11 protein-coding genes are annotated in these 14119 nt (G+C 68.7%); all 11 read right to left on the bottom strand.

Translation table 11 applies throughout. The features are described 5' to 3' along the window. Positions 1–83 precede the first annotated feature (83 nt). The 11 genes from ftsZ to MKD50_RS23015 all read right to left on the bottom strand — a co-directional run bounded on the left by ftsZ (position 84) and on the right by MKD50_RS23015 (position 14116). Positions 84–1277 (bottom strand): cell division protein FtsZ, encoded by a 1194-nt coding sequence (ftsZ, locus tag MKD50_RS22965; protein ID WP_092306216.1) that lies wholly within the window; start codon positions 1275–1277, stop codon positions 84–86. 179 nt (positions 1278–1456) lie between these two features. After that, positions 1457–2689 carry a cell division protein FtsA gene (gene ftsA, locus MKD50_RS22970; protein WP_012353950.1) on the bottom strand — a complete coding sequence of 411 codons (1233 nt, stop codon included), beginning with the start codon at positions 2687–2689 and terminating at the stop codon, positions 1457–1459. Beyond that, positions 2686–3624: a cell division protein FtsQ/DivIB gene (locus MKD50_RS22975; protein WP_115704893.1), complete on the bottom strand. Its 939-nt coding sequence runs from the start codon at positions 3622–3624 to the stop codon at positions 2686–2688. Before MKD50_RS22975 ends, ftsA begins: the two co-directional genes overlap by 4 nt. Before the next feature lie 27 nt (positions 3625–3651). Further along, the gene (locus MKD50_RS22980; protein WP_240072672.1) at positions 3652–4635 is read right to left on the bottom strand and encodes a D-alanine--D-alanine ligase; all 984 of its coding nucleotides are present in this window, start codon (positions 4633–4635) and stop codon (positions 3652–3654) included. Continuing rightward, positions 4632–6056 (bottom strand): UDP-N-acetylmuramate--L-alanine ligase, encoded by a 1425-nt coding sequence (murC, locus tag MKD50_RS22985; protein ID WP_240072673.1) that lies wholly within the window; start codon positions 6054–6056, stop codon positions 4632–4634. Before murC ends, MKD50_RS22980 begins: the two co-directional genes overlap by 4 nt. 21 nt (positions 6057–6077) lie before the next feature. Then, positions 6078–7148 (bottom strand): undecaprenyldiphospho-muramoylpentapeptide beta-N-acetylglucosaminyltransferase, encoded by a 1071-nt coding sequence (murG, locus tag MKD50_RS22990; RefSeq protein WP_115704899.1) that lies wholly within the window; start codon positions 7146–7148, stop codon positions 6078–6080. Then, positions 7145–8386 carry a putative lipid II flippase FtsW gene (gene ftsW / locus MKD50_RS22995; RefSeq protein ID WP_115704901.1) on the bottom strand — a complete coding sequence of 414 codons (1242 nt, stop codon included), beginning with the start codon at positions 8384–8386 and terminating at the stop codon, positions 7145–7147. The genes murG and ftsW overlap by 4 nt, the downstream gene beginning before the upstream one ends. Continuing rightward, positions 8383–9894: a UDP-N-acetylmuramoyl-L-alanine--D-glutamate ligase gene (gene murD / locus MKD50_RS23000; RefSeq protein ID WP_252668789.1), complete on the bottom strand. Its 1512-nt coding sequence runs from the start codon at positions 9892–9894 to the stop codon at positions 8383–8385. The genes ftsW and murD overlap by 4 nt, the downstream gene beginning before the upstream one ends. Before the next feature lie 70 nt (positions 9895–9964). Continuing rightward, on the bottom strand, positions 9965–11134 hold the full coding sequence (gene mraY, locus MKD50_RS23005; protein ID WP_012353957.1) for a phospho-N-acetylmuramoyl-pentapeptide-transferase: 1170 nt from the start codon (positions 11132–11134) through the stop codon (positions 9965–9967). Between the two features lie 13 nt (positions 11135–11147). Then, positions 11148–12548 (bottom strand): UDP-N-acetylmuramoyl-tripeptide--D-alanyl-D-alanine ligase, encoded by a 1401-nt coding sequence (locus tag MKD50_RS23010; protein WP_252668791.1) that lies wholly within the window; start codon positions 12546–12548, stop codon positions 11148–11150. After that, complete coding sequence (locus tag MKD50_RS23015; RefSeq protein ID WP_240072676.1) at positions 12545–14116, bottom strand: UDP-N-acetylmuramoyl-L-alanyl-D-glutamate--2,6-diaminopimelate ligase; 1572 nt, start codon at positions 14114–14116, stop codon at positions 12545–12547. Before MKD50_RS23015 ends, MKD50_RS23010 begins: the two co-directional genes overlap by 4 nt. Between the last annotated feature and the right edge of the window lie 3 nt (positions 14117–14119).

A 14119-nucleotide genomic window follows, 5' to 3' on the forward strand; every position in this document is an offset into this window, starting at 1 on the left:
ATGGGGAGCGCACGTGCATCGCGACCAGGCGACGCATTCCGTCAGGCGGCCGGTGGAGGCACCGATGCCGCGCCAGGCAGGCTTCAGTCTGCCTGCTTGCGCAGGAAGGCCGGGATATCGTACGTATCCACACCCTTTTCCTGCAGCGCCGCCACGTGGGCCGATGCCGACTCACGCGAGCTGCGCCACACTGCCGGCGTATCCAGGTTGCTGTAGTCCGGCGAGCTGTGCTGCGCGGCGGTGGCTGCCATGTTGGCCATCATCTGCACCGGCATGTTGTCGGTGCCGGTCTTCAGCAGGGTCATCGGCTGTTGCTTCTTGGCCGAGCGGCCCAGGCCGGTCGCGACCACGGTCACGCGCAGCGCATCGCTCATCGAATCGTCGTACACCGTACCGAAGATCACGGTCGCATCTTCCGCGGCGTAGCTGCGGATGGTGTTCATGACTTCCTTGGTTTCCGACAGCTTGAGCGAACGGCTGGCGGTGATGTTGACCAGCACGCCGCGCGCGCCGGACAGGTCCACGCCCTCCAGCAGCGGGCTGGCAACGGCCTGCTCGGCCGCCAGGCGGGCGCGATCCACGCCCGACACGGTGGCCGTCCCCATCATGGCCTTGCCCTGCTCGCCCATCACCGTCTTGACGTCTTCGAAGTCGACGTTCACCAGGCCGTCAACGTTGATGATCTCGGCAATGCCGGCCACCGCGTTGTGCAGCACGTCGTCGGCGCACTGGAAGCACTTGTCCATCTCGGCGTCGTCGCCCATCACTTCGAACAGCTTCTCGTTGAGCACCACGATCAGCGAGTCGACGCTCGATTCCAGTTCGCTGGAACCGTGCTCGGCCACCTTGGCGCGGCGCGCGCCTTCGAAGTCGAACGGCTTGCTGACCACGCCCACGGTCAGGATGCCCATCTCCTTGGCCACCTGCGCGACGATCGGCGCGGCGCCCGTGCCGGTGCCGCCGCCCATGCCGGCAGTGATGAAGACCATGTGCGCGCCGCGCAGCGCGTCGGCGATCTGCTCGCGGGCCTGATCCGCGCAACCGCGGCCGACTTCCGGCTTGGCGCCAGCGCCCAGGCCCGTATTGCCGAGTTGAAGCACGCGCGAAGCGGTGGAACGCTTGAGCGCCTGGGCGTCGGTATTCATGCAGATGAATTCAACGCCCTGGACACCGCGGCTGATCATGTGCTGCACGGCATTGCCGCCCGCGCCGCCCACGCCGACCACCTTGATGATGGTGCCGTCCATCACTTCCGTTTCGATCATGTCAAAGTCCATCACTGCCTCCGAGAAAAATCAGTCCCCAGACGATGCGGCCTCCCCGCCGCAACCCCTGGTTTCTGAACAAGAAACCAAAAAAAGAAAATCAGAAAACTTCCATCCGGCACGCCGGCCTGTCCGGTAGACAGCCCTGCCCGCGCGCCGTTGCATCGTTAGCGCGTCAATTTCCGCGTCGATCAGAAATTGCCGACAAACCATTCCTTCATGCGGGTCCACACCTGCTTGACCGACCCGCTCTGCACCGCCACCTTGCGCCCGCGCATGCGCTGCACGCGGCCTTCCAGCAGCAGGCCCATCACGGTCGCATAGCGCGGGCTCTTCACCACCTCGTGCAGGTTGCCGCGGTACTCGGGCACGCCGACGCGCACGGGCTTGAGGAAGATGTCCTCGCCCAGCTCGACCATGCCCGGCATCATCGCGGTGCCACCGGTGATGACCACGCCCGACGACAACAGTTCTTCATAACCCGACTCGCGCACCACCTGGTGCACCAGCGAGTACAGCTCTTCGATGCGCGGCTCTATCACCGCGGCCAGCGCCTGGCGGCTGAGCGTGCGCGTGCCGCGGTCGCCCACGCCCGGCACCTCGATCATGTCTTCCGGGTCGGCGATCGCCTGCTTGGCGATGCCGTACTGGATCTTGATGTCCTCGGCGTCCGGGGTCGGCGTGCGCAGCGCCATCGCGATATCGTTGGTGATCTGGTCGCCGGCGATGGGGATCACGGCCGTATGGCGGATCGCGCCCTCGCTGAAGATGGCGATGTCGGTGGTGCCGCCGCCGATGTCGACCAGCACCACGCCCAGTTCCTTCTCGTCCTCGGTCAGCACCGCCAGGCTCGACGCCAGCGGCTGCAGGATCAGGTCGTGCACTTCCAGGCCGCAGCGGCGCACGCACTTGACGATGTTCTGCGCGGCGCTGACCGCGCCGGTGACGATATGCACCTTCACTTCCAGGCGGATGCCGCTCATGCCGATGGGCTCGCGCACGTCTTCCTGGCCGTCGATGATGAATTCCTGCGTCAGGATGTGCAGGATCTGCTGGTCGGTCGGGATATTGACCGCCTTGGCGGTCTCGATCACGCGCGCCACGTCGGTCTGCGTGACCTCCTTGTCCTTGATCGCCACCATGCCGCTGGAGTTGAAGCTGCGGATATGGCTGCCGGCAATGCCGGTGAAGACCTCCGAAATCTTGCAGTCGGCCATCAGCTCGGCCTCTTCCAGCGCCTTCTGGATCGACTGCACGGTGGCCTCGATGTTGACCACGACCCCTTTCTTCAGACCCTTGGACTCAGACTGGCCCATCCCGATCACCTCGTAGCTGCCGTCGGGGCGCAGTTCCGCCACCACGGCCGCCACCTTCGAGGTGCCGATATCGAGACCGACCAACAGGTCCTTGTATTCCTTGCTCATCGGGTTTTCTCCGCGTTCTTGCTCTTCAGTCGCGTCGGATTGTTGTTGGATGTACCTGAAACCGTTGCGGCCGCCCCCGGCCTGGCAGCGCTGGTCGCCGCGCTCGCCGCCTTTGCCTTGGCCGCTTTCTCTGCCTTTTCGGCCCGCACCGCTGCCGCGATCTGCGCCTCGGTCAGGAAGCGCGCATTGGCGGCGCGGATGGCGAAGCCGTTGGGATAGCGCAGGTCGGCATATTCGATCTGGCTGCCCCATTGCTGCGTGACCTGCGGCCAGGCCGCGACGAAGCGGCGCACGCGCTGGTCCATCGCGGTGCGGTCTTCGTCGTTCTGCTCGCGCCCCAGCTCGACCTCCATGCCGTTGGACAGGCGCGCGCGCCAGGCGTAGCGGCCGGACAGGGCCACCGCCAGCGGCTCGGCCTTGAGCGGCTTGAACCACTGGCGCATGACCTCGAGCTTCTCGATCACGTCGGCTTCGCTGTCCGGCGGCCCGTCCAGCGCCAGCAGCTGCGCGTCTTCTTCCGCCTCGGCGGTGTTGGCGACAAAGATCTCGCCATAGGTATTGATCAGGCGGCCGCTGTCCGGCGCGCCCCAGGTGCCCAGCGCCTCGTGCTCCTCGACCTCGACCGCGAGGCCGTTGGGCCATTCGCGCCGCACGCTGGCGCGCCGCACCCACGGCACCGACTCGAACGCCTGGCGCGCCGTGTTCAGGTCCAGCGTGAAGAAGTTGCCGGTCAGCTTGCCCAGCGCGCTGGCGCGCACGCTCGGCGCATTCACGTGGCGCAGGGCGCCGCCGTCCATTGGCCCGATCTCCACGTGCGTGATGGCAAACACCGGCCGCTGCGCCAGCCACAGCAGGCCTGCCGCGAGCGCCATCAGCGCCACCACCGCATACAGCGTGGAGGCGATCAGGTTGAGCAGGCGTGCGTTATGCCACATGGTCCGGTGCGGTCCTGTCAGGTGAAGTTATTCGGGTTTCCAATGCTCGTTGGGATGCAGGTCCAGCGTGGCGGCGGCCACCACCTGCAGCACGAAGTCCTCGTAGCTGATGCCGACCGCGCGCGCCGCCATCGGCACCAGCGAATGGCCGGTCATGCCCGGCGAGGTATTCATCTCGAGCAGGAAAGGCGTGCCGTCGGCGCGCAGCATCACGTCGGCGCGCGCCCAGCCGCGGCAGCCCAGCACGCGGTAGGCATGCACCGCCAGCGCCTGCACCTGCCGTTCGACTTCGGCATCCAGGCCCGACGGACACAAGTACTGGGTATCGTCAGTAAAGTACTTATTTTGATAGTCGTAGTTGGCCTCGGGTGCGACGATGCGGATCACCGGCAGCGCTTCGGCGCTGTCGCCCTCGCCCACCACCGGGCAAGTCAGCTCGGCGCCGTCGACGAAGGTCTCGGCGATGACGTCGTTGTCCAGCGCCGCGGCCTTGTCGAAGGCGGCGCGCATCTGGTCCGCCGCGGTGACCTTGGTCAGCCCGATCGACGAGCCTTCGCGCGCCGGCTTGACGATCAGCGGCAGGCCCAGGTCTGCCACCACCGCGTCAAAGTCGGTGCTTGCCTGCAGCATGGCGAAGCGCGGCGTGGCCAGGCCGTGCGTCATCCACAGGCGCTTGGTGGCCTGCTTGTCCATGGCCAGCGCCGAGGCCAGCACGCCGCTGCCGGTGTACGGCACGCCCAGCTGCTCCAGCAGGCCCTGGATGGTGCCGTCCTCGCCGTAGCGACCGTGCAGCGCGATGAAAACGCGGTCGAAACCGGCCGCCGCCAGTTCGGCCACGCCCTGCAGGCCGGGGTCGAAGCCGTGCGCGTCGACGCCGCGCGACTGCAGCGCGGCCAGCACGCCGTTGCCGGACATCAGCGAGATCTCGCGCTCGGCCGAGCGCCCGCCCAGCAGCACGCCGACCTTGCCCAGCGACTTGGGATCGATATTGGGATGCGCGACGAAGCTCATGCCTGGCTCCCTTGCAGCGGTTGCTGGTGCGACACCAGTTGCCCCGGCACGCCGCCGATCGAGCCCGCGCCCATGGTCACGACCACATCGCCGGGCCGTACGGCATTCAGGATGGCCTGCGGCATCTCTTCCATCTGCTCCACGAAAACAGGTTCGACCTTGCCCGCCACGCGCAGCGCGCGGGTCAGCGCACGGCCGTCGGCGGCCACGATCGGCGACTCGCCGGCGGCGTAAACCTCGGACAGCAGCAGGGCATCGACCGTGCCCAGCACCTTGACGAAGTCTTCAAAGCAATCGCGCGTGCGGGTGAAACGGTGCGGCTGGAACGCCAGCACCAGGCGGCGCCCGGGGAAGGCGCCGCGCGCCGCGGCCAGCGTGGCGGCCATTTCCACCGGGTGGTGGCCGTAGTCGTCGACCAGCGTGAAGGTGCCGGCGCCGTCTGGCGTGGCGACTTCGCCGTAGCGCTGGAAACGGCGGCCAACACCGTGGAACTCGCGCAGCGCCTTGACGATGGCGGCGTCGGGCACCTCCAGCTCGGTGGCGATGGCGATCGCCGCCAGCGCGTTCTGCACGTTGTGCATGCCGGGCAGGTTCAGCACGATCTCCAGCGGCGGCTCGGTATGGCCGTTGAGCTGGCGCAGCACGGTGAAGTGCATCTGGCCGTCGACCGCGCGCGCATCCACGGCGCGGATCTGCGCGTCGTCGGCAAAGCCGTAGCGCACCACCGGCTTGGACACGAACGGCAGGATCTCGCGCACGTTCGGGTCGTCCACGCACAGCACCGCGATGCCGTAGAAAGGCAGCCGCTGGGTGAATTCGATGAACGCCTGCTTGAGCCGGGCGAAGTCGTGCCCGTAGGTGTCCATGTGGTCGGCATCGATATTGGTGATGACCTCGATGACCGGGAACAGGTTCAGGAACGAGGCATCCGATTCGTCGGCCTCGGCCACGATGAAATCGCCGGTGCCCAGGCGCGCGTTGGCGCCGGCCGAGTTCAGCCGGCCGCCAATGACGAAGGTCGGATCGAGGCCGCCTTCGGCCAGCACCGATGCCACCAGGCTGGTGGTGGTGGTCTTGCCGTGCGTGCCGGCAATGGCCACGCCCTGCTTCAGCCGCATCAGCTCGGCCAGCATCACCGCGCGCGGCACCACCGGGATGCGCTGGCTGCGCGCGGCGAGCACTTCGGGGTTGTCGCCGCTGACCGCGGTCGACACCACCACTGCGTTGGCGCCGCTCACGTTGGCGGCGTCATGGCCGTGCATGACGGTGGCGCCCAGCGACGCCAGGCGCCGCGTGGCGGCATTGTTGCCCACGTCCGAACCCGAGACCTTGTATCCCAGGTTCAGCAGGACCTCGGCGATGCCGCTCATGCCGGCGCCGCCGATGCCCACGAAGTGGATGTTCTTGACGATATGCTTCATTGGATTGCTGCTTCGCTCACTTCAGTCCCTGGCCAGCTCGCTGCATACCTCGGCGACGCGCCGGGTTGCCTCAGGCCTGGCCAGTCCGCGCGCCAGGCGCGCCATGTCTTTCAGCTGCGGCCGGGTCAGGCTGGCAATGGTGTGCGCCAGGCCCTCGGCCGTCAGGTCTTGCTGCTGCACGAGCAGGGCCGCGCCCTGGCTCGACAAAAACTGTGCGTTGGTGGTCTGGTGGTCGTCCACCGCGTGCGGGAACGGCACGAACAGCGCCGCCACGCCTGCGGCGGCCACCTCCGACACCGTCATCGCGCCGGCGCGGCAGATCACCAGGTCGGCATCGGCATAGGCGCGCGCCATGTCGTCGATGAACGGCAGCGTCTGCGCCGGCACCTGCGCGGCCGCGTAGTTGGCACGCAGGGTATCGATCTGCTTGGCGCCGGCCTGGTGCGTGACCACCGGGCGCTCAGCCTGCGGCAACAGCGCAATGGCCTTCGGCACCACCTCGTTCAGCGCCGCGGCGCCCAGGCTGCCGCCCACCACCAGGATGCGCAGCGGACCGGTGCGCTGGTCGTAGCGGGACTCGGGCGCGTCCAGGCGCGCCAGTTCCTCGCGCACCGGGTTGCCGGTCCATTCGCCGCCGGGGAGCGTATCCGGGAACGCGCACAGCACGCGGTCGGCCACCTTGGCCAGCACCTTGTTGGCCAGCCCGGCGATCGAGTTCTGCTCGTGCAGCACCAGCGGCCGCCCCAGCAGCGAGGCCATCATGCCGGCCGGGAAGGTGATATAGCCGCCCATGCCCAGCACTACGCTCGGACGCACCCGGCGCAGCGCGGCTAGGCTCTGCCAGAACGCGCGCAGCAGGTTCAGCGGCAGCAGGAACTTGGTCACCAGCCCCTTGCCACGCAGCCCGCCGAACTGGATGAATTCCATCGGGATGTCGTGCTTGGGCACCAGCGTGGCTTCCATGCCGGTGCGGTTGCCCAGCCAGACAATGTTCCAGCCCTGCTCGCGCAACGCGTGCGCGACCGCCAGCCCCGGGAACACATGTCCCCCGGTGCCTCCGGCCATCACGAGCAGGGTGCGGGGTGCGGTCATACTTTTCCTCCGCGCATCAAGACCCTGTTCTCGTAGTCGATGCGAAGGAGAATCGCCAGCGCCACGCAGTTCATCAGGATGCCCGAGCCGCCATAGCTGACCAGCGGCAGCGTCAGCCCCTTGGTCGGCAGCAGGCCCAGGTTCACGCCCATGTTGATAAAGGTCTGCCAGCCGATCCACACGCCGATGCCCTTGGCCACCAGGCCCGCAAAGGTGCGGTCCAGCTGCAGCGCGGTGCGGCCGATATTGAAGGCGCGCCGCACCAGCCAGTAGAACAGCACGATCACCACCAGCACGCCGATAAAGCCGAATTCCTCGCCGATCACGGCGAGGATGAAGTCGGTATGCGCCTCGGGCAGGTAATGCAGCTTCTCGATGCTGCCGCCCAGCCCCACGCCGGCCCATTCGCCACGGCCGAACGCGATCAGCGAGTGCGTCAGCTGGTAGGCCTTGCCGAGCGCGTTGCTCTCTTCCCACGGGTTCAGGTAGGCGAAGATCCGCTCGCGCCGCCACGGTGACGCGGTGATCAGCAGCGCAAACGCCCCGATCGCCACCCCGACCAGCCCGGCGAAGAGCTTGCCGTTGATGCCGCCCAGGAACAGGATGGCCATCGCCACCGCGGCGATCACCAGAAATGCGCCCATGTCGGGCTCGAGCAGCAGCAGCAGGCCCACCACCACCACCGCCACGCCCATCGGCAGGAAGCCCTTGGACACGGTCTGCATCCACTCCTGCTTGCGCACGGTGTAGTTGGCGGCATACAGCACCACCGCCAGCTTCATCAGTTCGGACGGCTGGAAGTTCATCACGCCCAGCGGAATCCAGCGCCGCGCGCCGTTCACGCCCTTGCCCACGAACGGCACCAGCACGATCACCAGCAGGATCAGGGCAAGGATAAAAAGCTTGGGCGCGTAGCGGTCCCATACCTTGACCGGCACCTGGAACGCGGCCAGCCCGACCGACAGCCCGATCCCCAGCGCGAACGCGTGGCGCAGCAGGAAGTGGCTTTCGCGGTAGTTGGCGTAGCGCGGCGAGTCCGGCAGCGCGATCGAGGCCGAGTAGACCATCACCAGGCCGAGCGCGAGCAGCACGATCGAGACCCACAGCATGGGCTGGTCGTACTCCATCATGCGCGAGCGGGTCGGCTTGACGCCCGACACCGCGTCGCGCAGGCCACCCCAGGCATTGCCGATGGTGGCGCCGATAAAACCGCTGCGCTTGACCTGTGCGTCGCTCATGGCAGGATCCCCCGGGACAGCGCCAGTTCTTCCACCGCGCCGCGGAACACCTCGGCGCGATGCACGTAGTTGCGGAACATGTCGAGGCTGGCGCATGCGGGCGACAGCAGCACCGCGTCGCCGGCCTGGGCCAGCGCGGCGGCCTGTGTCACCGCTTCTTCCAGCGTGGCGGCGTCGACCAGGCTGGCGCCGCTGCCCTGCAGCGCATCGCGCAGCTCAGCCGCGGCGCGGCCGATCAGCACCACCGCGCGCGCGTACTGCGCCACCGGCGCGGCCAGCGGCGAGAAATCCTGCCCCTTGCCCTCGCCCCCGGCGATCAGCACCACGCGCTTGTCCAGGCCCGACAGCGCGGCCACGGTGGCGCCCACGTTGGTGCCCTTGCTGTCGTCGAAATACTCGACGTCGTCGATGGTGGCGACCCACTCGACGCGGTGCGGCTCGCCGCGGTATTCGCGCAGGCCGTGCAGCAGCGCGTTCAGCGGCAGGTCGATGGCACGACACAGCGCCAGCGCGGCCATCGCGTTGGTGGCGTTGTGCATGCCGCGGATATGCAGCGCGTCGGCCGGCATCAGGCGCTTGTGGCGCACCGGCACCGCTTCCGGCGCGGCCTCGGCGGCCTTGCGGCGGCGCGGCTTGCCCTCCCCTTCCGCTTCCGAATCGGGTTCGGCCAGCACCAGCCAGGGCATGCCGCCCTCGCGCAGGATGCCGAAGCTGCCCGGCGTTTCCGGCAGGTCGATGCCGAACGTCACCGGCGCGGCGCCGGGGCGGGCCATGTCCAGCGTCAGGCGGTCGTTGCGGTTCAGCACCTGCACGCACGCGTGGCCGGCCGGACCGAAGATGCGCGCCTTGGACGCGGCATAGGCTTCCATCGAGCCGTGCCAGTCGAGGTGGTCCTGCGTTACGTTGAGCACGGTAGCGGCATGCGGCGCCAGCGTATGGGCGGTTTCCAGCTGGAAGCTCGACAGCTCCAGCACCCAGACCTCCGGCAGCGTCGCCGAGGCGATGCAGGCCGACAGCTTGTCCAGCGCCGACGGGCTGATATTGCCCGCCACCGCCACGCTCTTGCCGGCGCGCTCGACCAGCCGGCCGGTCAGCGCGGTGGTGGTGGTCTTGCCGTTGGTGCCGGTGATCGCCAGCAGCTTGGGCGCATAGCCGGACTCGGCTTCCAGGTGGCGCAGCGCGCGCGCGAACAGCTCGATCTCGCCCCACACCGGGATGCCGCGCGCCTGGGCCGCGGCCAGCAGCGCGCCGGTGGCGGCCTCAAGCGGCGACAGGCCGGGGCTGATCGCCACCAGGCCGATGCCGTCGAGCAGGCTCTCGGCGAACGGGCCGCCGACGAACTCGGCCGAAGTCAGTTCGGCCTGCAGGAACACAAGGTTGGCGGGCGCCTCGCGCGTGTCGGCCACGCGCACCGCGCAGCCGTTCAGGCCACACCAGCGCGCCATGGCCAGCCCCGACTCGCCGAGGCCCAGTACCAGCACATGAGGTTTTTGCAGCTCGCCAAACACTTCGATTTCCTGCCCTTGGTTTCCTGTATCTATATAAAGCGCGCCGCGGGCCTCGCCCCCGGCGCAACCATCAACGCAGCTTCAGCGTCGACAACCCGATCAGCACCAGCAACATGGTGATGATCCAGAAGCGCACCGTGACCTGCGTTTCCTTCCAGCCGCCCAGCTCGAAATGGTGATGCAGCGGCGCCATGCGGAACAGCCGCCGGCCTTCGCCATAGCGGCGCTTGGTGATCTTGAACCACGTGACCTGCGCCATCACCGACAGCGTTTCCACCACGAAGATGCCGCCCATTACGAACAGCACGATTTCCTGCCGCACGATCACCGCCACCGTGCCCAGCGCGCCGCCCAGCGCCAGCGCGCCCACGTCGCCCATGAACACCTGCGCCGGATGCGCGTTGAACCAGAGGAACGCCAGCCCCGCCCCGCCCAGCGCCGAGCAGAAGATCAGCAGCTCGCCCGCGCCCGGGATATGCGGGAACAGCAGGTACTTGCTGTAGACCGCATTGCCCATCACGTAGGCGAACACGCCCAGGCCGCCGCCGACCAGCACCACCGGCATGATCACCAGGCCGTCCAGGCCGTCGGTCAGGTTGACGGCGTTGCTCGAGCCCACGATCACCAGGTAGGTCAGCACGATAAAGCCGGCCACGCCCAGCGGATAGCTGATCTCCTTGAAGAAGGGCACGATCAGGTTGGACTTGTACGGCATGTCCAGCGACAGCCCGCCCTCGACCCAGTTCAGGAACAACTCCCAGACCCGCACGTTGCTGCTCTCGGACACCGAGAACGCCAGGTAGACCGCGGCCACCAGGCCGATCAGGGTCTGCCAGAAAAACTTCTCGCGGCTCGACATGCCGCGCGGGTCGCGATACACCACCTTGCGGTAGTCGTCGACCCAGCCGATCGCGCCATAGCCGAAGGTGACCAGCATCACCACCCAGATAAAGCGGTTGCCCCAGTCGCACCACAGCAGCGTCGATACCGCGATCGACACCAGCACCAGCACGCCGCCCATGGTGGGCGTGCCGGACTTGACCAGGTGCGTCTGCGGGCCGATGGTGCGCACCGCCTGGCCGACCTTCAGCTCGGTCAGCTTGCGGATCACCCACGGCCCGAACGCCAGGCCGATCACCAGCGCGGTGACGTTGGCCATCACCGCGCGGAAAGTCAGGTAGTTGACGACCCGGAGGAAGCTGTAGTCGTTTTGCAGCCACTGGGCCAGAGCCAATAACATCGTGTTGTCTTATTTAATGTGCGGAAGTGTCTGCGACCAGCGCCGCGACCATCCGTTCCATGCGCATGAAGCGCGATCCCTTCACCAGCACGGCGCCCGCTTGCGCCACCATGCCCCCGCTGTCTTCCTCCAAGGCCTTGGCCAGATCTTGCGCACTGCCGAAATGGCGGCCGTTCGCGCCGAACGCCTGCACCGCGTGCAGCGCCAGATCGCCGGTGGCCCACAGCACGTCGATGCCGCGCGCCAGGGCGTAGGCCCCGATTTCTTCATGGAACGCCGGCCCCTGGTCGCCCACCTCGCCCATGTCGCCCAGCACCAGCACGCGCGGCGCGGCAAAGCCGGCAAGCACGTCGATGGCGGCGCGCATCGAGTCGGGGTTGGCGTTATAGGTGTCATCGATCACCACCGTGCCGGCCGGCGTGTACTTGACCTGCAGCCGCCCCTTCACGGGCTTGAACCCGGCCAGGCCCGCCTGGATCGCCGGCACGTGCACGCCCGCGGCGAGCGCGCAGGCGATCGCCGCCAGCGCGTTGCGCACGTTGTGCTCGCCCAGCAGCGCCAGCCGCACCTCGAAGGCATGGCCCGGCGCGCGCACCTGCATCACCTGCACGCCGTCGACCAGCTCCACGGTGGCATGCACGTCGGCCTGCTGCGAGGTACCGAACGACAGCGCCTGGCGCGCTCCCGCGGCCGCACGCCACACCGGGGCGTAGGCGCCGCCGCTTTGCGCGTCGAGCGGGAACACCGCGACGCCGTCGGCCGGCAGCGCCGCGATCGCGGCGGCATGCTCGTGCGCCACGGCTTCCACGCTGACCATGAACTCCTGGTGCTCGCGCTGGGCGTTGGTGATCACCGCCACGGTGGGCTGGGCAATGCCGGCCAGGTAGACGGTCTCGCCCGGATGGTTCATGCCGAGCTCCAGCACCGCCAGCTTGTGCGTGGCGCGCAGGCGCAGCACCGTCAGGGGCAGGCCGATATCGTTGTTCAGGTTGCCGCCGGTGGCCAGGCGCTGGTCCTCGCCGACGGCGGCGGCAAAGATCGCCGCGATCATTTCCTTGACCGTGGTCTTGCCATTGCTGCCGGTCACCGCCACCGCCGGCACCGTGAACTGGCGGCGCCAGCCGGCACCGAGTTGGCCCAGCGCAATGCGCGTGTCCGGCGCGACGATGGCCGGCACCCCGGCATCGACTTCGCGGCTCACCAGCACCGCGGCGGCGCCGCGCGCGACCACGTCGGCAATGAAGTCGTGCGCGTCGAAGCGCTCGCCGCGCAGCGCCACGAACAGGTCGCCGGGCTCGACGCTGCGGCTGTCGGTATGCACCCGCCTGAACGGCACGGCGCCGTCGCCGCAAATGCGCGCGCCGGCGATCCAGCCGGCGGCTAGCTGCAAGGTGGTCATGGTGGTCTGGCTCATGCCGATACTCCGCGCGTGGCCAGTGCCAGCCGTACGTGTTCGCGATCCGAGAACGGCCGCTTGCGGCCCTGGATCTCCTGGGTGGCCTCGTGGCCCTTGCCCGCCACCAGCACCACGTCGGCCGGCGCGGCGTGCCGCACGGCATAGAGGATGGCGGCGGCGCGGTCTTCGATCTGGCGCCCGCGCGCGCGCTCGGCCATGCCGTCGGCAATCGCGTCGAGGATCTCCTGCGGGTCTTCGCTGCGCGGGTTGTCGCTGGTCAGTACGACTTCGTCGGCCAGGCGCTCGGCCACGGCGCCCATCAGCGGGCGCTTGATCGGATCGCGGTCGCCGCCGCAGCCGAACACGCACCACAGGCGGCCGTTGCGCGCCTGCGCCACCGGGCGCAGTGCGGCCAGGGTCTGCTCGAGCGCGTCGGGGGTGTGGGCGTAGTCGACCACGGCCAGCGGCGCCTGCGCGGCGTCGTGGCCGCTGCCGGCACCGAACAGCTCCATGCGGCCTTCCACCGGCGCGAGCGCGCGCAGCGCGGCAATCGCCGCGTCCCACGCCACGCCGTTGGCCAATGCCGCGCCCAGCACCGCCAGCAGGTTGCTGACATTGAAGGCGCCGATCATCGGCGTCGCCATCTCGGCGTGGCCGAAGCTGCCGTCGATATGGAAGGCGGTGCCGGTGGCGGTGGCGCGCACCTTGGTGGCGCGCAGCCATGCGCCGCGCGGGCCGCGCACCGTGGCGCCGGCGGGGCCATCGATGCCGTATTCGATCACGTGCGGCGCGGCCACGGCGGCGGCATCGGCCGCCAGCAGGCGCTGGCCCATGCCGTCGTCGCGATTGATTACCGCGGTGCGCAGCCCGTCCCAGCGGAACAGGCGCGCCTTGGCGGCCTCGTACTCGGCCATCGAGCCGTGGTAATCGAGGTGGTCCTGGGTCAGGTTGGTCAGCACCGCCACCGAGAAATGCGTGCCGGCCACGCGCTCCTGCTCGAGGCCGTGCGAGGACACTTCCATCGCCACGGCGCGCGCGCCGGCGTCGTGCAGCGTGGCCAGGCTGGCCTGCAGCTGCACCGCGTCAGGGGTGGTGAAGCCGGTGGCCTGCAGCGCGTCCGGGAAGCCGGTGCCGAGCGTGCCGATGGCCGCGCAACGCGTGCCGGCGGCCTGCAGCACGCGCGCCAGCCACTGGCTGCACGAGGTCTTGCCGTTGGTGCCGGTGATGCCGGTCACCGCCAGGCCGCGTGCCGGGTTGCCGTGCCAGCCGGCGGCGATCGGGCCGGCCAGCTGGTGCAGGCGGCTTACGGCGAGATGCGGCACGGCGTCGCCGAAGGGCCAGTCGAAGCCGTCGGCCTCGTAGACCACGGCGCCGGCGCCGGCGGCGATCGCCTGGGCGATATAGGGCCGGCCGTCGGTGGCGAGGCGGTCGTTGCCCAGCACGTAGGCGAAGAACACATCTCCACGCGCCAGGCGCCGGGTATCGCCGCTCAGCTGCGCCGCGGCGGCCACGTTGGTACGCAGCCAGGCCAGCGCGTTGCTGGCCTGGGCGGTGACCTCGAGGGGGAGCAGGGGCTTGGCCGTCATCGG

The sequence above is a fragment of the Cupriavidus mimosae genome (genome assembly GCF_023952485.1).
Classification (GTDB): domain Bacteria; phylum Pseudomonadota; class Gammaproteobacteria; order Burkholderiales; family Burkholderiaceae; genus Cupriavidus; species Cupriavidus taiwanensis_C.